General features: G+C 56.6%; 19 protein-coding genes. 7 read left to right on the top strand and 12 right to left on the bottom strand.

The window, feature by feature from the left end; translation table 11 throughout:
* Positions 1-3: 3 nt before the first annotated feature.
* Positions 4-612, top strand: coding sequence for an undecaprenyl-diphosphate phosphatase (ybjG, locus tag G0034_RS07035; protein WP_023338185.1), 609 nt, complete (start codon positions 4-6; stop codon positions 610-612).
* A gap of 67 nt (positions 613-679) precedes the next feature.
* Complete coding sequence (deoR, locus tag G0034_RS07030; RefSeq protein ID WP_014883141.1) at positions 680-1,438, top strand: DNA-binding transcriptional repressor DeoR; 759 nt, start codon at positions 680-682, stop codon at positions 1,436-1,438.
* Positions 1,439-1,498: 60 nt separating this feature from the next.
* Here the strand turns inward: deoR and dacC are convergent, their stop codons facing one another.
* The gene (gene dacC, locus G0034_RS07025; protein ID WP_045268580.1) at positions 1,499-2,704 is read right to left on the bottom strand and encodes a serine-type D-Ala-D-Ala carboxypeptidase; all 1,206 of its coding nucleotides are present in this window, start codon (positions 2,702-2,704) and stop codon (positions 1,499-1,501) included.
* Positions 2,705-2,946: 242 nt separating this feature from the next.
* On the opposite strand from dacC, the gene G0034_RS07020 reads away from it, so the two are divergent.
* Entirely contained in the window at positions 2,947-3,573 is a 627-nt protein-coding gene (locus tag G0034_RS07020) for a glutathione S-transferase family protein (RefSeq protein WP_179120660.1), read from the top strand.
* Here G0034_RS07020 and G0034_RS07015 read toward each other — a convergent pair whose 3' ends face one another.
* From G0034_RS07015 to G0034_RS23305, 5 genes are all read right to left on the bottom strand, one after another.
* Entirely contained in the window at positions 3,574-4,692 is a 1,119-nt protein-coding gene (locus G0034_RS07015; RefSeq protein ID WP_179120659.1) for a PQQ-dependent sugar dehydrogenase, read from the bottom strand.
* A 106-nt stretch (positions 4,693-4,798) separates the two neighbouring features.
* Positions 4,799-5,182: a biofilm formation regulator BssR gene (bssR, locus tag G0034_RS07010; protein WP_023332493.1), complete on the bottom strand. Its 384-nt coding sequence runs from the start codon at positions 5,180-5,182 to the stop codon at positions 4,799-4,801.
* A gap of 437 nt (positions 5,183-5,619) precedes the next feature.
* Entirely contained in the window at positions 5,620-5,724 is a 105-nt protein-coding gene (locus G0034_RS23600; RefSeq protein ID WP_487249874.1) for a bacteriocin immunity protein, read from the bottom strand.
* Positions 5,725-5,825: 101 nt separating this feature from the next.
* Positions 5,826-6,080 carry a DUF7683 domain-containing protein gene (locus G0034_RS07000; protein WP_023332492.1) on the bottom strand — a complete coding sequence of 85 codons (255 nt, stop codon included), beginning with the start codon at positions 6,078-6,080 and terminating at the stop codon, positions 5,826-5,828.
* Complete coding sequence (locus G0034_RS23305; RefSeq protein ID WP_200923393.1) at positions 6,080-7,600, bottom strand: colicin E3/pyocin S6 family cytotoxin; 1,521 nt, start codon at positions 7,598-7,600, stop codon at positions 6,080-6,082. The genes G0034_RS07000 and G0034_RS23305 overlap by 1 nt, the downstream gene beginning before the upstream one ends.
* 221 nt (positions 7,601-7,821) lie before the next feature.
* Here G0034_RS23305 and rimO point away from each other — a divergent pair, with 221 nt between their 5' ends.
* On the top strand, positions 7,822-9,147 hold the full coding sequence (rimO, locus tag G0034_RS06990) for a 30S ribosomal protein S12 methylthiotransferase RimO (RefSeq protein ID WP_045134211.1): 1,326 nt from the start codon (positions 7,822-7,824) through the stop codon (positions 9,145-9,147).
* 63 nt (positions 9,148-9,210) lie between these two features.
* On the opposite strand, the gene gsiD is transcribed toward rimO, so the two are convergent.
* From gsiD to iaaA, 5 genes are read right to left on the bottom strand one after another with little or no spacing between them, the layout of a single operon-like run.
* Positions 9,211-10,122, bottom strand: a complete 912-nt coding sequence (gene gsiD, locus G0034_RS06985) for a glutathione ABC transporter permease GsiD (protein WP_014883135.1) — start codon at positions 10,120-10,122, stop codon at positions 9,211-9,213.
* Between the two features lies 1 nt (position 10,123).
* Complete coding sequence (gene gsiC, locus G0034_RS06980; protein ID WP_179120658.1) at positions 10,124-11,044, bottom strand: glutathione ABC transporter permease GsiC; 921 nt, start codon at positions 11,042-11,044, stop codon at positions 10,124-10,126.
* Positions 11,045-11,049: 5 nt separating this feature from the next.
* On the bottom strand, positions 11,050-12,588 hold the full coding sequence (gsiB, locus tag G0034_RS06975; protein ID WP_047026679.1) for a glutathione ABC transporter substrate-binding protein GsiB: 1,539 nt from the start codon (positions 12,586-12,588) through the stop codon (positions 11,050-11,052).
* 23 nt (positions 12,589-12,611) lie between these two features.
* Positions 12,612-14,483, bottom strand: a complete 1,872-nt coding sequence (gsiA, locus tag G0034_RS06970; RefSeq protein ID WP_179120657.1) for a glutathione ABC transporter ATP-binding protein GsiA — start codon at positions 14,481-14,483, stop codon at positions 12,612-12,614.
* Between the two features lie 11 nt (positions 14,484-14,494).
* Positions 14,495-15,433 (bottom strand): beta-aspartyl-peptidase, encoded by a 939-nt coding sequence (gene iaaA, locus G0034_RS06965; RefSeq protein WP_023336973.1) that lies wholly within the window; start codon positions 15,431-15,433, stop codon positions 14,495-14,497.
* A 188-nt stretch (positions 15,434-15,621) separates the two neighbouring features.
* On the opposite strand from iaaA, the gene moeA reads away from it, so the two are divergent.
* Both moeA and moeB read left to right on the top strand, forming a co-directional pair.
* Positions 15,622-16,854: a molybdopterin molybdotransferase MoeA gene (gene moeA / locus G0034_RS06960; protein WP_179120656.1), complete on the top strand. Its 1,233-nt coding sequence runs from the start codon at positions 15,622-15,624 to the stop codon at positions 16,852-16,854.
* A 1-nt stretch (position 16,855) separates the two neighbouring features.
* Positions 16,856-17,608 carry a molybdopterin-synthase adenylyltransferase MoeB gene (gene moeB / locus G0034_RS06955; protein WP_179120655.1) on the top strand — a complete coding sequence of 251 codons (753 nt, stop codon included), beginning with the start codon at positions 16,856-16,858 and terminating at the stop codon, positions 17,606-17,608.
* An 89-nt stretch (positions 17,609-17,697) separates the two neighbouring features.
* On the opposite strand, the gene fsa is transcribed toward moeB, so the two are convergent.
* Complete coding sequence (gene fsa, locus G0034_RS06950; RefSeq protein WP_179120654.1) at positions 17,698-18,360, bottom strand: fructose-6-phosphate aldolase; 663 nt, start codon at positions 18,358-18,360, stop codon at positions 17,698-17,700.
* A 127-nt stretch (positions 18,361-18,487) separates the two neighbouring features.
* Here fsa and G0034_RS06945 point away from each other — a divergent pair, with 127 nt between their 5' ends.
* Positions 18,488-19,387 (top strand): glycyl-radical enzyme activating protein, encoded by a 900-nt coding sequence (locus G0034_RS06945; RefSeq protein ID WP_014883127.1) that lies wholly within the window; start codon positions 18,488-18,490, stop codon positions 19,385-19,387.

The following is a 19,387-nucleotide window of genomic DNA, read 5'->3' as shown; positions in this document are numbered from 1 at the left end:
GCTATGCTAGAGAATCTGAATTATCAGCTGTTTTATCTGATCAACGCCACACCGGCCTCGCCAGAGTGGATGATTGATTTCGCCACCTTCCTGGCAAAAGATCTGATTAGTATCGTGCCTGTGCTGGCCGCTATCCTCTGGCTCTGGGGCCCTCGCAGCCAGGTGAAGGCACAGCGCCAGTTGGTGATCAAAGTCGCGATGGCGCTCGGGGTCAGCGTACTGGTTAGTTATATTCTCGGCCATGCGTTCCCGCACGATCGTCCTTTTGTCGACCATGTCGGTTATACCTTCCTGCACCACGCGCCGGATGACTCCTTCCCGAGCGATCACGGTACGGTTATCTTCACCTTCGCGCTGGCTTTCCTGTTCTGGCATCGCCTGTGGTCTGGTGCGGTGCTGATGGTGGCAGCCGCGGCGATTGCCTGGTCCCGCGTGTATCTTGGCGTCCACTGGCCGCTGGATATGGTCGGCGGTTTCCTGGTAGGACTGATTGGCTGCGTGAGCGCGGCAATCCTGTGGAATCTCTTCGGTGAAGCGCTCTACCGGGGGCTCTCTTCCCTTTATCGCGCCATTTTTGCCCTCCCGATCCGCAAAGGCTGGATACGTGACTAACCCCAACCGGAAAGGTTACACTGAGCCCCCGCCCTGCGGGGGCTCATTTTTTTTATCCTGAGGAACTATGGAAACACGACGCGATGACCGCATAGCTCAGCTGCTTCAGGCGCTGAAGCGTAGTGATAAGCTGCATCTTAAGGAAGCCGCCAACCTCCTCGGCGTCTCAGAGATGACCATTCGTCGTGATCTGAACAGCGACAGCGCTCCCGTGGTACTGCTGGGCGGGTACATTGTGCTTGAGCCGCGTAGCGCCAGCCATTATCTGATAAGCGATCAGAAAACGCGTCTGGTGGAAGAGAAACGCAAAGCCGCGCGCCTGGCCGCCACGCTGGTACAGCCGCACCAGACGCTGTTTTTTGACTGCGGCACCACCACGCCGTGGATTATCGAAGCCATCGACAGCAGTATTCCTTTTACCGCCGTGTGTTACTCCCTGAACACCTTTCTGGCGCTGCAGGAGAAACCCGAGTGCCGGGTGATCCTCTGCGGCGGTGAGTTTCACGCCAGCAACGCTATCTTTAAGCCGCTCAACCTGCAGGACACGCTCAGCAACTTATGTCCGGACATCGCGTTCTATTCCGCCGCGGGCGTGAATGTGCGTCAGGGGGCGACCTGCTTTAACCTGGAGGAGCTGCCGGTAAAGCACTGGGCTTTAAGCGCCGCGCAATACCATGTGCTGGTGGTCGATCACAGTAAATTTGGCAAAGTGCGGTCGGCAAGAATGGGCGAGCTGGCGCAGTTTGACGCCATCGTCAGCGATTGCCGCCCGGATGAGGAAATTGTGGCCCATGCGAAGGCGCAGCAGGTGAAGTTGATGTATTGAGAGGGGTGCGGTCTGATGCCCTCACCCCTCCCACAGGGAGAGGGAGAAAAGCATGATGGATTAGCTGAACCAGCTGCCAAACCAGCTGTGGAATTTCATCAATACGAAATCCCACATCCGGCTGAAGAAGCCACCCTCTTCTACCGCTTCCATCACGATCAGCGGACGCTGTTCAATTGACTTACCGTTTAACTGGAAATCAATCGTCCCGACCACCTGGCCTTTTTTCAACGGCGCGGTGAGCTGCGGGTCGGTCAGGGTATAGCTGGCCTTCAGGTTTTTCAGCTGACCGCGTGGAATGGTCACGGAACCGGCTTCTCCCGCCCCGAGATTCACTTCACTCTTGTCCCCAAACCAGACGCGCTGGCTGACGAACGTGGCATCCGGTTTAATCGGCGTCACGGTTTCATAGAAACGGAAGCCCCAGGTCAGCAGTTTTTCTGATTCGTTAAACCGGATGCGGTCGGTTTTGGTGCCCAGCACAACCGAGATCAAACGCATGTCGCCCTGCGTCGCAGAGGCCACCAGGTTATAGCCCGCGCCCGCCGTGGTGCCGGTCTTCATGCCGTCCACGTTAACGTTGCTGCTCCACAGGAGACGGTTACGGTTCGGCTGGCGAATTTTGTTGAAGGTAAACTCTTTCTCTTTGTGGATCGCGTATTCATCCGGTACGTCGTGGATCAGCGCTTTCCCCAACAGCGCCATGTCGCGCGCGGTACTGAACTGTCCCGGCGCATCCAGGCCGTGAACCGTTTTGAATGTCGTGTTGGTTAAGCCGAGTTTCTGCGCATAGCCATTCATCAAACCAATGAAAGAATCCTGACTGCCGGCCACATAATCGGCCAGCGCGATACACGCGTCATTTCCCGACTGAATAATTACCCCTTTATTCAGATCGGAAACGGACACCTGATCCCCTGGCTTCAGGAACATCACCGATGACCCGCGCAGCGCGGGGTTGCCGGTCGCCCAGGCGTCCTTTCCGATGGTGACCATATCGTCCAGCTTGATCTTACCGGCTTTCAAGGCCTGGCCGACCACATAGCTGGTCATGATCTTGGTCAGGCTGGCCGGATCGAGTTTCTCATCGGCATTGCCTTCCGCCAGCACTTTCCCGCTGGCATAGTCCATCAGGATCCAGGCGCGCGCATCCACCGGTGGCGCTTCGGGCGCAGCCTGTTCTGCTGCGTAGAGAGTTGGTGCAAACAGGAAAAGGAGCGCAGAGCCTGCCGCCAGGCTGCGCAGAGAAGTCATTTTTCGCGTCATAAATGCCACCCGAGTGTCCATTCAAAAATTACGTCACATCACCGTGTCGCAAGAAGCGATGAGTAATAGCGCACTAAAACGGTGAAAGAAACCCAGCGAGGGTAAAGTTATTAAAGTTTATGCAATAACATTCATTTACGCTTTGATTCAGGCGATTTTTTTGTCTTCTGTTGCGTAATTGTTAGGTTTATCTCACCATGGCGAAAAAGGTGACCCGGATTCACAACTCATCAGGAGTAAATATGATTACGCTGTGGGGCAGGAACAATTCGACCAACGTGAAGAAAGTGCTCTGGACGCTGGAAGAGCTGGATTTACCGTTTAATCAAATCATGGCTGGCATGGCATTCGGGGTAAACAGAGAGGCCGACTATCTGGCGATGAACCCGAACGGCCTGGTGCCGCTGCTGCGCGATGACGAAACAGACGCAACGCTTTGGGAATCTAACACCATTGTGCGCTACCTCGCCGCCCAGTACGGTCTTGGCCGTCTGTGGGTTGAAAACCCGGCGCAGCGCGCCCAGGGTGAAAAGTGGATGGACTGGGCAAACCAGACGTTCTCTCCTGTTCACCGGGTGATCCTGATGGGACTGGTGAGAACCCCCGAGGCCGAGCGCGACTATCCTGCTATTCATGCCGCTCAGGATGCCTGTGAAAACCTGTTTGCCATAATGGATGACGAACTGGCGAAGCACGCCTGGTTCTCCGGCGAGACGTTCGGCGTGGGGGATATTGCCGTGGCGCCGTTTGTCTGGAACCTGACCAATATGGGGCTGAACTGGACGCCGCGCCCTCACCTTGAACGCTGGCTCAAGCAACTGAGCGAGCGTCCGGCGTATCGCAACGTGGTGATGATTCCGGTCACCTGATTACGCACCGGACGGGCTGACTTTTAGCAGTTGCCCGTCCGTTTCATCGGTGAGCACATACAGATACCCGTCAGGCCCCACCCGCACATCGCGAATACGTTGATCTCGATCGCCCAGGATGCGCCCGTCCTCCGTGACCTTGTTGCCCTCCACGCTCAGGACGATAACGTCTTTCTCCTTTAGCGCCCCAATAAACAGTTTGTTTTTCCACTGCGGAAAAACGTCGCTGTTGTAGAACGCCATGCCGCTGACCGCGGGCGAGACTTTCCAGACAAACAGCGGCTTCTCGGTTCCCTCGACGTGTTCACCTTTGGCTTCGGGGATTTTCAGGCCACTGTAATTAATGCCGTGTGTCGCCAGCGGCCAGCCGTAATTTTTGCCTTTCTCCGGGATATTGATTTCATCCCCGCCGCGCGGGCCATGTTCGTTCAGCCAGAGCGTGTCGCTCCACGGATTCATCGCCATTCCCTGCGGGTTGCGAATGCCATAAGACCAGATTTCCGGCCGTGCGCCGGCGGTGTTCACAAAGGGGTTATCCGCAGGGACTTTACCGTCCTCGGTCAGGCGCACCACTTTCCCCTGCAGCTTGTCCAGGTCCTGCGCCGTCGGGCGCTGGTTGTTCTCGCCGAGTCCGATAAAGAGGTAGCCTTTGCCGTCAAACACCAGCCGTCCGCCAAAATGGTTACCGGTCGAGAGTTTCGGCATCTGGCGGAACACGACCTGGAATGCCTCGATGCGGGAAAGATCGTCGCTTAAGCGGCCATAACCCACCGTCGTTCCGGCTTTGCCGTCATGCCCTGCTTCGGCGTAACTCAGCCAGACGCGGCGCGACGTTGCAAAATCCGGCGCCAGCACCACGTCCAGCAGTCCTCCCTGACCGTTCGCCCAGACCTTCGGAACGCCAACAATGGGATCGGAAAGCCCTTTTCCGGTCTGCCAGTGTTTGAGCTGCCCGCCCTTGAGGGTGACTAGAAGCCCTTTATTGTCCGGCAGGAACGCCATCGACCAGGGGTGATCGAGTCGGTTTTGCAGCACCTCGACCTTCACCGCCTCTGGCGCCGCAAGAAGTGAAAAGGAAAAGCACAACGCAGGAAGGAAAATCAACGAGGATCGTGGCATGACGCGCTCCTTTTTCGGCATATGGCATAAAGATTAGCCAGTACCTCCGGGCGCGTTACCACTTTTACAAAAGCTTAATCAGAAGGGGGAGTTGCCTCCCCCGGGCTCAGTGTTGTTCAAGCTTCTCGTGCTCGGACAGACACATGATGCATAGAGAGAGCGTTGTCAGGCAGTTTTCAAGCTTCTCCGCGTTTACAGCGATAAAATTCGGGCAGTCGTGGCGTCCGTTCATCAAACATACCCCGGCAATGGAGAGCACCTCAGCGGCACGACGCAGCGCCATTAACTCGCATTCATCGTATTCCGCCCTCAGGATCGGTGCTTTTTCACGCATGAAATTGCAAAGTTCAAACAGATTATCACGCAGATGTTCGCTTTCGCTGACTGACATATAGCCTTTGGCCTTCCTGAGCTGCAGATAAGCGGCCAGGTCGATTCGGGCGTTGATCAGCTTGTTAAGCAGATCGCGTTTCAGTCTGTCAACGGACATGCTATTTCCTCCTCTGTCAGCCATGTTGCACAGTCAGAATAAGTTCATTTTTTGTACAGTTTAATGCCTGAGATCAATTATTCTTAACTGATTAACATTATTTACAATGTTACAACCTCTGCCCGGCACATCCCGCTTGCAAAGAGTGTATAAATCCCACGCGATACGCTGTAAAATCCCGGCCTGATAACTCCATAATTGATGAATTTTTAACCTATGAGCAATGTTACGCATCCGCCGAAAATCGGCTTCGTCTCCCTCGGCTGCCTAAAGGGCGAAAATAATACGTTGCTGCCTTGGCTCTAAACCCCGGTAGTTCTGACCCTGACGCAAAAACGCCGTGATAAAAACCCGGCGCTTTTAATCAACATTTAATGCTTAGTGTCAAAGGCTCATTTCTCAAGAAAGCCCGGTTTAACATTGGCTTTGCGTCATCCTTAGACCTCTTGAACAACTCCTTTAGGACTATCTTCGCGGTCATCTCGGGGATAAAAAATGATGTCAGAGCCGTCAGGATGTTGGGTCAGGCGCTTAAACTCCAGTATGTTTTTGATATCTTCACATTTTGAAGTATCCGCAACATTTTAGACTGAACGAACAAACTCCAAGAATTCACTTTCTGTGTAGCCACGAAATGACCGCTTCAAGATATTTCTCCGCCAGCGATTTGCACGATAACGTCTTTAGAATAGAATTTTTCGCCGAGTAAATTTTCTAAATCCAATGCCTGTGTTTGGCTAACATTGAACCCTGCGATGCCTTTGACAAATGCCTCTTCGTCATCCGACCCCCACCCCATAATAGCAGCAACTCCTTTCAGTTTGCTCTTAGGGATCTCAACCTCTAAAACCAATTCTTCGCTTTGTTTATCAAAGACTTCCACAGAATAGATTACCATCACTTTTCTACCTTTCTGGTTGGATCTGCTGGCTTGGTTTGCTCACCTGTTATGTGATTGAACTCTCCTAAATGGTTGCGGCCCGAACGGTCATAAACTTCGACTGTGCCATGTTGAGAATCCCATTCATAAATTTTACCTTTGGCATCTTTCCATCTTGCCCGAAGTTGTCCGCCACCTTGAATAGCTGTCTTACGTGGTGCTCTTTTCGCATCAGGGAATGCTGGTAATGGTGGGGTCCCTTTTGGTGCAGTGTGGTATTTGTGATCCGCATTCAGATAGACATAAATCGGATCAAAGGTCCCTGCTGGATGCACCAGAATATAATCCCGGAATGAACGTTCTCCCGGTGCTAGGGTAACTGTTGACCATAGGCTGTTGATTTCACTTTCCGGGTAAACCAGTACATTCGGAGGAATATAGACGTTGTCCTGGCTGCCGGTATTGGTCGGGGAAGAATATCCCGGATCGTCAGGAGTCCAAACGACTATCGGCTTATCTGCGCCATCCTCCCAGAACTCATAGTTCCCGGTGGTGGTGTTCTTATGAAGCATGCGCACTGGCACTCGGTCCAGTCCGCCTCCGGCGCTTACATGGAAGCCTTTCGGCCTCATAATGCCGAACTGGTCAGCCTCCCAGCGAAAGCGAACACGGGTCGGAACATCTTCTTTATTCCGTGCGGCCTGCTCAAGGCGCATTTTATTAATGTAGTCCTGTTCGCCACTGTTGAGCTTTGGCGAGTAGAACATGCCAAACAGAAAAACGGTTGGAGGACTCGGGGCTATCCAGCGACCAGCCGTCGAAAGATTTCCTCCAATTTTCTGCACTGCTGCGTATCCGGCCTCAATTGCTGCATCAGTGGCGATCCCTGCTGTAGTCGCGGCCCTTGCTGTTGCCATACCTGCAGTCGCAGACGCTTTGGGGGCATCCGAGGAACTGAAAAGGCGCTTATACCACGCGCGGTTATCTTCTGGTGGTGGAGTCGGTTCGGCTGGTTTGAGTTTCTTTGCAGCCTGCGCGTGTTGGACGGGTTCCGATTCTGTTTGTTCCGGTTGAGGACTCGCCCGGAAATAGCCTGCATAACCGAAATTATCAACGGATTCCTGATCTGTTCCTGCGTCGGTACAACCTTCGCCTCGCTGACGAGATTTAGCGTAAACAGGAGTAATCGTGGAAACAGAAGACTTAGCTAGTTCCTGCAAGACACTGGTTAAGCCTGAATGGACGTTTGAAGCAGATTGGGACCCTGCTCCACCAGTGAAAAAGTTGGAAGAGGCAAATACATAATTATCAGGACACTTGCATAGAACCTTATCGCAGTGCGCAACATGACATTTTGCGCCAGGATTCAGCCAGCCACTTGCACTCCCCTGTATCGGAAAACTCCCTTTGCATTGGTTGCAAAATGCTTTATCCCCATCCAGTACCAGATGGTCTACACCATCAATACACCCAGATGTTGCTGACACTATCTTCCCGTATGAAGTCTTATCCCCCATTTTGGCCAGCCGTTTTGTCATAAGTCACTCTACTTATTATAAAAAACACTCCTGTCGGTCATTTTACAAGCAATAACCATACGTTCAACAAGTATTTGTTCTAAGCAAAACATCGTTTCTTAACCAGAAAAATCGATTGGCACCGAAAACCTGCATCGAGCGCAATTCTTCAGTACAAATTTCCCCCCAACCTCTGTAGAATCCCTGCCTGACCATTCCAAAAATCGAACAATTTTTAACCTATGAGCAATGTTACGCACCCGCCGAAAATCGGCTTCGTCTCCCTCGGCTGCCCGAAAAACCTGGTGGATTCCGAACGCATCCTTACCGAACTTCGTACCGAAGGCTATGACGTGGTGCCAAGCTACGACAACGCCGATATGGTGATTGTGAACACCTGCGGGTTTATTGACAGCGCGGTTCAGGAGTCCCTGGAAGCCATCGGTGAAGCCCTGACGGAAAACGGCAAAGTCATTGTGACCGGCTGTCTGGGCGCGAAAGAGGACCAGATCCGCGAAGTGCATCCGAAGGTGCTGGAGATCACTGGCCCGCACAGTTACGAGCAGGTGCTGGAACATGTTCATCACTACGTGCCAAAACCAAAGCACAATCCGTTCCTGAGCCTGGTGCCGGAACAGGGCGTGAAGCTGACGCCGCGTCACTACGCTTACCTGAAAATTTCCGAAGGCTGCAACCATCGCTGCACCTTCTGCATCATCCCGTCCATGCGTGGCGATCTGGTGAGTCGTCCGATTGGCGACGTGCTGGCGGAAGCTAAACGTCTGGCCGATGCTGGCGTGAAAGAACTGCTGGTGATTTCCCAGGATACCTCTGCTTACGGCGTAGACGTGAAGCACCGTTCCGGTTTCCACAACGGCGAGCCGGTGAAAACCAGCATGGTGGGCCTGTGCGAGCAGCTCGCGAAGCTGGGGATCTGGACGCGTCTGCATTACGTCTACCCATATCCGCACGTTGACGACGTCATTCCGTTGATGGCGGAAGGCAAAATCCTGCCGTATCTGGACATCCCGCTGCAGCACGCCAGTCCGCGTATCCTGAAGCTGATGAAACGTCCTGGCTCCGTTGACCGTCAGCTGGCACGCATTAAACAGTGGCGCGAAATCTGCCCGGATCTGACCCTGCGCTCAACCTTCATCGTCGGCTTCCCGGGTGAAACCGAAGAAGATTTCCAGATGCTGCTCGATTTCCTGAAAGAAGCGCGTCTGGACCGCGTAGGCTGCTTCAAGTACAGCCCGGTTGAAGGCGCAACCGCCAACGAACTGGCGGATCAGGTGCCCGAAGAGGTGAAAGAAGAGCGCTGGAACCGCTTTATGCAGCTGCAACAGCAGATCTCTGCTGAACGTCTGCAGGAGAAAGTGGGCCGTGAGATCATGGTTATCATTGACGAAGTGGACGAAGAAGGCGCAATTGGCCGCAGCATGGCGGATGCCCCTGAAATCGACGGCGCGGTGTACCTGAACGGCGAAACTCGCGTTAAGCCGGGTGATATTATTCGCGTGAAGGTTGAAAACGCGGACGAATATGACCTGTGGGGTAGCCGGGTTTAATCGCACTGCACCTCATTTCCAGGCCGGGTAAGGCGTAGCCGCCACCCGGCACATTCCACTGCCCTACCCCTTAATCCTCGGATCCAGCGCGTCGCGCAGCCCATCCCCCAGCAGGTTAAACGCCAGCACGGTCAGGAAAATCGCCAGACTCGGGAAGATTGCCACGTGCGGGGCAATCACCATATCTGCCCTCGCCTCGTTCAGCATCGCGCCCCACTCCGGCGTCGGTGGCTGTGCGCCTAACCCCAGAAACGACAGGCTGGCCGCAGAAATAATCGACACGCCGATGCGCATGGTGAAATAGACCACAATAGACGACACCGTTCCCGGCAGAATATGGCTGAACAGAATGGTGGCATCGCTGGCCCCCATGCTGCGGGCGGACTCGATAAACGTCTGCTGTTTAAGCACCAGCGTGTTGCCGCGCACAAGGCGGGCAAAGGCGGGAATCGAAAATACCGCAACGGCAATAATCACGTTCGCCATGCCGCTGCCCATAATGGCCACCACGGCAATGGCCAGCAGAATACCGGGGAAGGCAAACAGCACGTCGCAGATTCGCATGATGATGCGGTCCCACCAGCCTTCGTAATATCCGGCGACGAGACCCAGCACGGTACCGATTGCCGCGCCGATCAGTACCGCAAACACCCCGGCGGCAAGCGAGATTTGCGCCCCCACCAGCACGCGGCTGAAGATATCGCGCCCAAGGGAATCCACGCCGAACCAGTGGAGCATGGACGGCCCATCGTTCAGGCGGTCGTAGTCAAAATAGTTTTCCGCATCAAACGGCGCCACCCAGGGTGCAACGATGGCCACCGCAATCAGCAGCAGCACAAACAGCCCCGCCGTCATGGCGACCGGCTGACGGCGAAAACGCCGCCAGAATTCCGACCACGGCGTGCGGATATGCTCCGGTTTCAGCCCCGGCATAGCGTTTAAAACGGCCTGACGTCGCCAGTTCAACAATCGCATTTTACTTATACCTGATGGCCGGGTTAATGGCGGCGTAGAGCACATCCACCACTAAATTGATAAGAATAAACTCCAGGGAGAAAAGCAGGACTTCCGCCTGAATTACCGGGTAGTCGCGCATCTCGACCGAATCGACCAGCAGACGCCCAAGCCCCGGCCAGTTGAAGACCTTTTCCACGACGATAGAGCCGCCCAGCAGAAAGCCAAACTGCAGCCCCATCATCGTCACCACCGGGATCATCGCATTACGAAACCCGTGCTTAAGAATGACCCACTTCTCGCTGACCCCTTTCGCCCGCGCGGTGCGAATATAATCTTCACTCAGCACGTCAACGAAGGAGGCGCGGGTAAAGCGGGCCATTACCGCCGAGACGGCAGCCCCCAGCGTCATAGAGGGCAGAATGTAATGCTTCCAGGTATCGGCCCCAACGGTCGGCAGCCAGCCCAGCTCAACGGAGAAGATTTGCATCAGCAGCATCCCCAGCGCGAACGCCGGAAAAGAGATACCGGTGACCGCCAGCGCCATACCGAGCTTATCCGGCCAGCGGTTGCGCCAGACCGCCGCAACAATCCCGGCGCCCAGCCCAAACACCACTGCCCAGCTCATACTAGCAATCGTTAGCCAGAACGTGGGCATAAAGCGGCTGGCGATTTTCTCCGCTACCGGACGACGCGACACCATCGAGATGCCAAAATCGCCCTGCAGAACGTTGCAAATGTAATGAAGAAACTGCATATACAGTGGCTGATCGAGGCCCAGCTGCTTGCGCACCAGCTCAATGACGGCGGCATCTGCTTCCGGCCCGGCAACCAGACGCGCCGGATCGCCCGGCAGCATATGCACAAACAAAAATACCAGTATCGCCACAATCAGCAGCGTCGGGATAAGCCCAAGCAAGCGTTTACAAACATAATTCAGCATGAGTGTTATTTTAAATCCGCATCGTCAAAGCTAAAGCCCGTATCCGGCATGATGTAGAACCCGGTCAGCGCTTTGTTATGGGCTGAAACCAGTTTCTCCACCACCAGCGGTACCCACGGCGACTCTTTCCAGATAAGGTCCTGGGCGTCTTTGTAGAGGCGCGCTTTCTCTTCCGGTTTAGTGGTTTTCAGGGCATCGGCCAGATCGTTGTCCACCTGCGGATTGCTGTAAAACGCGGTGTTAAACAGGGTTGGCGGCCAGTTTTGCGAAGCAAACAGCGGTGCAAGCGCCCAGTCGGCTTCACCGGTCGACGCCGACCAGCCGGTATAGAACATCCGCACGCCGCTCTCTTTCTGCCCTTTCCCCTCGACCTCGGCGGCCCGCTGACCGGCATCCATCGCGGTGACCTGCACCTTGATGCCCACCTGCGCCAGCTGCTGCTGGGTGAACTGCAGCACCTTCTGGGCGGTACTGTGATTATGCGACGACCACAGCGTGGTGCTGAAACCGTTCGGGAAGCCCGCCTCTTTGAGCAGCTCGCGCGCTTTAGCCGGATCGTACGGCCACGGCTGATAGCTTTGCGCATACGCAATGGCCGGAGGCAGCACGCCGGTCGCCGGGGTGGCATAGCCCGCAAAAGCGACCTTCACCAGCGCCTGACGGTTAATCGCATAGTTGATGGCTTCACGTACCTTTGGGTTATCAAACGGCTTCTGCGTGACGTTCATGCTGATATAGCGCTGCATGATCGACGGACTGGCCACCAGCTCCAGCTTGCTGTTTTTCTGCAGAATAGCGGCCTGCTCATACGGGATGGGGAAAGCAAACTGCGCCTCACCCGTTTGCAGCATCGCTGCGCGGGTATTGTTATCCACCACCGGACGCCAGGTGATGGTGTCCAGCTTCGGCAGCCCTTTCTGCCAGTACCCTGGGAATTTCTTCACCTTCACAAAATCGGTCTGGTTCCAGGTGAGCAGCTCGTACGGGCCGGTACCGACCGGGTGGAAGCCAATCTCCTTGCCGTACTTTTTCAACGCGGCAGGCGAGATCATCGCCGTTGCCGGGTGCGCCAGTATATTGATAAACGCCGAGAATGGCGCTTTCAGCGTGATTTTGACCGTCGTCGGATCCACCGCCTCGGTGCTGGCGATGTTTTTATAAAGGTTATAGCGCTTCAGGCTGTTTTCCGGGTTGCTGGCACGGTCAAGGTTGACTTTTACCGCCTCCGCATTGAAATCGGTACCGTCCTGGAACTTCACGCCGGAACGAAGCTTGATGGTATAGACCAGACCGTCGTCGGAGACGGTATACCCCTGCGCCAGAACATTTTTGAGCTTCATCTCGTTATCCAGGCCGAACAGCCCCTGATAGAACGATTTCGCTACCGCCTGGGAAAGCGTATCGTTGGCGTCATACGGATCCAGCGTGGTGAAGTTGGAGCCGACAGCAACCACCACATCTTTGGCAGCGAACGCGGGGGCAGCGGCCAGGGCTGCCGTCACGCTCGCGGCTAACAACCATCTACGCGCTACAAAAGTAACCATTGTGTTCTCCTGCCTGTTGTAAGTTATAACCGCGAAAACGCATTGTCCTGACGCGGGGGAGCGACGAAATGACCCGGCCCGACTTCGCGCAGCGTCACGCGCTCCACGGCCTCGCCGCGTTTGCGAATATTGCTCGGCATTTCATCCTGCAGCAGCACGCGCTGGCCGTGACGATGCGCGGGGTCAGCAACCGGTACCGCCGCGATAAGCTTGCGAGTGTAAGGATGTTGCGGGTTCTCAAACACTGCCCTTCGCGGACCTATCTCCACGATTTGCCCCATGAACATCACCGCCACGCGATGGCTGATGCGCTCGACCACCGCCATATCGTGCGAGATAAACAGGAAAGCGATGCCCATATCCCGCTGTAAATCGAGCAATAAGTTGATGATTTGCGCCCGGATTGAGACATCCAGCGCCGAAACGGATTCATCCGCAATCACCACTTTCGGGTTCAGCGCCAGCGCACGGGCAATGCAGATACGCTGCCGCTGCCCGCCGGAAAACTCGTGCGGATAACGCCAGGCATGTTCCGGCTTGAGGCCGACGCGCTCCAGCAGCCAGGCCACGCGACGCTGCGCCGCCTCGCCGTCGAGCAGATTATGCACCCGCAGCGGCTCCATAATGGAGTACCCCACCGTATGGCGCGGATCGAGGGAGGCATACGGATCCTGGAAAATAAACTGAATATCCCGGCGTACCGCCTGTAATTTGTTGTCTGGCAGGGTGTCGATTCGTTCGCCGTTAAAGGTGATTGTCCCTTCCTGCGTCTCAACCAGCCGGAGCAGTGCGCGTCCGGTGGTGGATTTCCCGCAGCCGGACTCCCCCACCAGCGCCAGCGTTTCGCCCGGCCATAAATCGAAGCTGACGTTTTCGACCGCGTGGACTTCGCGCTTCAGGCGATTGAAAATCCCGCTGCGCAGCGGAAAACGGGTCACCAGGTCGCGCACTTCAAGAATGGGTTTGCCCGGCACCACGGTATCCTGCTCGCGTTCATCCTCCTGCTGCCCTGTCGCTTCAAGGGAAATCAGCGGAAAACGACGCGGCAGGTCGCTGCCGTTCATCGCGCCAAGACGCGGCACCGCCGCCAGCAGCGCTTTAGTATAAGGATGCACAGGGGCATGAAAAATCTGTTCGACCTTGCCGGTTTCCACCGCGTTGCCCTTGTGCATCACCAGCACCCGGTCGGCGATGTCAGCCACCACGCCCATATCGTGGGTGATAAATATCACCCCCATCTCCATCTCTTGCTGCAGCACTTTGATAAGCTGCAGGATCTGCGCCTGAATCGTCACGTCCAGCGCCGTTGTCGGTTCATCCGCAATCAGTACCGCCGGACGGCAGGAGAGCGCCATGGCAATCATCACCCGCTGGCGCATACCGCCGGAAAGCTGATGCGGGTAACGTCCCAGAATGGCCTGCGCCTCGGGAATGCGCACCAGCTCCAGCATCCTTCTGGCTTCGTTGAGCGCCTCATCGCCGCTTAGCCCCTGATGCAGCCGGATGGACTCGGCAATCTGTTCCCCTACCGGGAAAACCGGGTTAAGCGAAGTCATCGGCTCCTGAAAGATCATCGCAATATCTGCCCCGCGCACGCCCTGCATCTGCGCGCCGCTCAGCTCGTTTAAATCAATGACCTGACGATTACGGCGGCGCAGGAGCATCTTCTCGCTGCTGATTTGCCCGCCCGTCTGTTCCAGCAGACGCATCAGCGCCAGCGCGGTGACCGATTTACCGGAACCGGATTCGCCAACAATTGCCAGCGTCTCGCCGCGTCTGAGCGAGAACGATAAATTTTCTACTGCGGGGATGAACTGCCGCTCTTCCTGAAACGCAATATTCAGCTGATGGACAGCCAGTACTTCGCCGTTGTCCAGCTCTTCACTGTGCGGCACGCGCGGCCCCCTTATTCACGATAGATGCCCGTGCTCGGTTCATCACCGGCGTAACCCCAGGCGCGATACATCCCTTCGCTGTTAAACGGCAGGGCCACGTTGCCCTCACGGTCCACGGCAATTAGGCCGCCAACGCCGCCCAGAGCAGGCAATTTTTCCATTACCACACGCTCGCAGGCCTCGCTCAGGCTTAAACCGCCGTAGTCCATTAGGGCGGTGATGTCGTAGGCCGCGAGTGCGCGAATAAAGACTTCGCCGGTGCCCGTACAGGAGACGGCGGCCGTGGCGTTGTTGGCATAGCAGCCAGCACCCGGCAACGGGCTGTCGCCGACGCGTCCGGGCAGCTTGTTGGTCATGCCGCCCGTGGAGGTCGCCGCCGCGAGGTTACCGGCTTTATCAAGCGCCACCGCGCCAACCGTGCCCATTTTGGTGGTTTCATCCAGCGGCGCAGTATGGTCAAGCTGCGTCATGCCCGCCGAACGGGCTTCCAGCAGCTGTTGAAAACGCGCGTCCGTGGAAAACAGATCTGGCGAGACCGGTTCCATTCCGTGACCGAAGGCAAACGCCTCCGCCCCGGAGCCCGTCAGCAGCACGTGCGGGCTCTCTTCCATTACCAGACGCGCTGCCAGCACCGGATTGCGCAGACGACTCACTCCCGCCACGGCGCCTGCCTTAAGGGTGACGCCGTCCATCACGCAGGCATCCAGCTCGTGGGTTTCATCCCGGGTAAAGACTGAACCGATACCTGCATTAAAGAGCGGACACTCCTCCAGCAGACGCACCGCCTCGGTGACCACATCCAGCGCGCTCTCGCCCGCTTCCAGCATTTTTTGACCTGTTTCAACAATGGCGTACAGCGCGTCAATATAACGCTTTTCCTGCTCAGGACTGAGCTGTGCACGGGTGATTGCCCCTGCGCCACCATGAATTGCGATTACCGCATTAACCATTCGCATCACCCGTTAGCCTGATTCGCGGCTTTTTCTATAAATATCATTATCGTCGATGAAACTTCAGATGATTTTTGAATATAGAAAGACGCAACTGTGATGTAAAGCGTACACCCATCGGGTCATACAGTTAGCCGCACTTTTCTGCCATAATGGACGCTTTCGTTGTTACTCCTCAGGAGCCCACCATGGATTTTACCGCCGGACTGATGCCGCTTGAGACGGCACTCACGCAGATGCTTGACCGACTTTCCCCGCTGCAAGACGTCGAAACGCTGCCCCTCGTGCGCTGTTTTGGCCGAATCGCCGCGCGCGATATCGTCTCTCCGCTTAACGTGCCGGGGTTCGATAATTCCGCGATGGACGGTTATGCGGTACGCCTGGCGGACCTCCAGACGGGCAACGCCCTGCCGGTGGCGGGTAAAGCCTTTGCCGGTCAGCCGTTTAGCGGTGAATGGCCTGTAGGCACCTGCGTGCGCATCATGACCGGCGCGCCGGTTCCGCCAGGCTGCGATGCCGTGGTGATGCAGGAAGAAACCGAACAGACGGACGACGGCGTGCGTTTTACCGCCAGCGTCAAAGCGGGCCAGAACATCCGCCGTACCGGCGAGGACATTACCCTTGGCGCAACGGTCTTTGCCGCCGGGCAGAAGCTGACGGTGGCGGAGCTGCCGGTGCTGGCCTCGCTCGGCATCGCGGACATTGACGTTATCCGGAAAGTGCGCGTCGCGGTGTTCTCCACCGGTGACGAGCTGCAGCTTCCGGGCCAGCCGCTGCAGGACGGTCAGATTTACGACACCAACCGGCTGGCAGTCCACCTGATGCTGGAGCAGCTGGGCTGCGAAGTGATTAATCTCGGCATCATTCCTGACGATCCGGAAAAACTGCGCGCGGCATTTATTGAGGCGGATCAATCCGCCGATGTGGTCATCAGCTCCGGCGGCGTCTCCGTGGGGGAAGCGGATTACACCAAAACCCTTCTTGAAGAGCTGGGCGAAATCGCCTTCTGGAAGCTGGCAATCAAACCGGGCAAACCGTTCGCGTTTGGCAAGCTTCCGCACAGCTGGTTCTGCGGTCTGCCGGGTAACCCGGTCTCAGCGGCACTCACCTTTTACCAGCTGGTGATCCCGCTGCTGGCGAAGCTTTCCGGCAACGCCGCCAGCCCGCTGCCGGAACGCCTGCGCGTGCGCGCCGCGACGCGCCTGAAAAAATCGCCGGGTCGGCTTGATTTCCAGCGCGGCATTCTGGCGCATAACGCGCACGGTGAGCTGGAAGTCAGCACGACCGGGCACCAGGGTTCGCACATTTTCAGCTCCTTCAGCCTGGGCAACTGCTTTATCGTGCTGGAGCGCGAGCGCGGCAACGTGGAAGCGGGTGAATGGGTTGAGGTAGAGCGCTTCAACCACCTGTTCGGAGGCTGACATGACGGTGGAACTGAGCGACCAGGAGATGATGCGCTACAACCGCCAGATTGTCCTGCGCGGATTTGATTTCGAGGGACAGGAAGCACTCAAGGCGGCCAGCGTGCTGGTTGTTGGCCTCGGCGGGCTCGGCTGCGCCGCTGCGCAATACCTGGCCGCGGCGGGCGTGGGCAGGATGACGCTGCTGGATTTTGATACCGTATCGGTGTCTAACCTGCAGCGCCAGACGCTGCACAGCGACGCGACCATTGGCCAGCCAAAAGTGGAATCCGCCCGGGCTACGCTGGCGCGCATCAACCCCAACGTTCAGTTCACCCTGCTTGATGCGATGCTGGATGACGAGGCGTTATTTGCGCAGATTGCGCAGCACGATCTGGTGCTCGACTGCACCGATAACGTCGCCGTTCGTAACCAGCTTAATGCAGGCTGTTTTGCCCACACAACCCCGCTGGTCTCCGGTGCGGCGATCCGCATGGAGGGGCAGATCAGCGTCTTCACCTATGCGGAGGGGGCCCCCTGCTACCGCTGTCTGAGCCGTCTGTTTGGTGAGAATGCGCTAACCTGCGTTGAGGCGGGCGTGATGGCGCCGCTCGTCGGCGTGATTGGGTCGCTGCAGGCGATGGAAGCGATTAAAGTGCTGGCACATTACGGTACGCCTGCCGCAGGAAAAATCGTGATGTTTGACGCGATGACCTGCCAGTTCCGCGAGATGAAGCTGATGCGTAATCCGGGGTGTGAGGTTTGTGGAGGTTAAAGCAAACGGCAACCTTCAGGTTGCCGTTTTAGTGTTTGCTCCCTCTCCCTGTGGGAGAGGGTTGGGGTGAGGGCATCAGGCCGCACCCGTCAGATCGACGTCCGACCAAACGCCCCCTGCCAGTCCTGCTCAAACTTCACAATCGCTGCGTCTACCGCAGGAGAGGTAATAAACTGCTGAGCCACGTCCAGCGGCAGCGTGATGGACTCGCATCCTGCCAGCAGGCAGTCCAGTGCCTGACGTGGGGTTTTAAAGCTCGCGGCCAGCACTTTTGATTGCGGGGCGTGCAGCGTCAGCAGCTGTTGCAGCTCAACCATGGTCTGGATACCGTCCCCGCCCTGCGCGTCCACGCGGTTCACATATGGCGCGACATACTCTGCTCCTGCCAGCGCGCAGAGCATACCCTGGGCCGCGCCGTACACCGCCGTGCCCAGCGTCGGAATGCCTTCCGCTTTCAGCATCTTGATGGCTGCCAGCCCTTCGGCAGTTACCGGCACTTTCACCACCAGGTCGTTAATCATCGCGCGCAGCTTACGCGCGTCTTCCACCATACCTTCAGCGGTCGTCGCCATCACCTGCGCGAACAGACGGCCTTTACCGCCCATCGCGTCGTGCAGCGCGGGCAGAAGCTCATCCAGCGGCGTTTTACCTGCCGCCACAATGCTTGGGTTGGTGGTCACGCCCGCCAGCGGGAAGATACGCGCCAGCTTTTTGACTGCCGCAACGTCTGATGTGTCGAGATAAAGTTCCATGATGTCACCCTCAAAATTAGCCTGCACTTAACCTATCACAGGAAAACCTGCTCAGGAGTTGACCTGCATCAAGATAACTTTCATTCGAAAGTCATTTAATCTTCATATGCAACCTGAGGGTAAAAACATGATCTTCAATATTCAGCGTTACTCCACCCACGATGGCCCCGGTATTCGTACCGTGGTTTTCCTGAAAGGCTGCTCGCTGGGCTGTCGCTGGTGCCAGAACCCGGAAAGCCGTTCCCGTAGCCGGGACGTGCTGTTTGATGCGCGCCTGTGCCTTGACGGCTGCGACCTGTGTCAGCAGGCGGCGCCGGGCTGTATCGAACGCGCGCTGAATGGTCTCGTCATCCACCGTGAAAAATTGCGTGAAGAAACGCTCAATGCCCTCACCGACTGCTGCCCGACGCAGGCGCTGACCGTATGTGGTGAAGAACAGCAGGTGGGCGAAATCATGGCGACCGTGCTGCGCGATAAGCCCTTTTACGACCGCAGCGGCGGCGGTATTACGCTTTCCGGCGGCGAGCCGTTTATGAACCCGGAGCTGGCGCACGCGCTGTTTAAAGCCAGCCACGAACAGGGGATCCACACCGCCGTTGAAACCTGTCTTCACGTGCCGTGGCACTATATCGAGCCTTCATTACCGTACGTCGATCTGTTCCTCGCCGACCTGAAACACGTCGATCCTGAGGTGTTCAAACAGTGGACGGACGGCTCGGCCAAACGGATCCTCGATAACCTGAAGCGCCTTGCCGCTGCCGGGAAAAAAATCACCATTCGCGTACCGCTGATTCAGGGCTTCAATGCCGATGAAGCGTCCGTAACCGCCATTACCAACTTCGCCGCCGATGAACTTGGCGTCGATGATATTCATTTTCTGCCGTATCACACGCTGGGCATGAACAAATACACCCTGCTTGGCCAACCCTACTCTGCCCCTGACAAACCGCTGGATAACCCTGCCCTGCTGGACTTCGCGCAGCAGTACGCCTGCCAGAAAGGGTTAACCGCGACCTTACGAGGATAA

The organism is Enterobacter sp. T2, assembly GCF_010692925.1.
Classification (GTDB): Bacteria; Pseudomonadota; Gammaproteobacteria; order Enterobacterales; family Enterobacteriaceae; genus Enterobacter; species Enterobacter kobei.
Note: the sequence above shows the minus strand (reverse complement) of the source record. Positions and strands in the feature narration are given on the sequence as shown.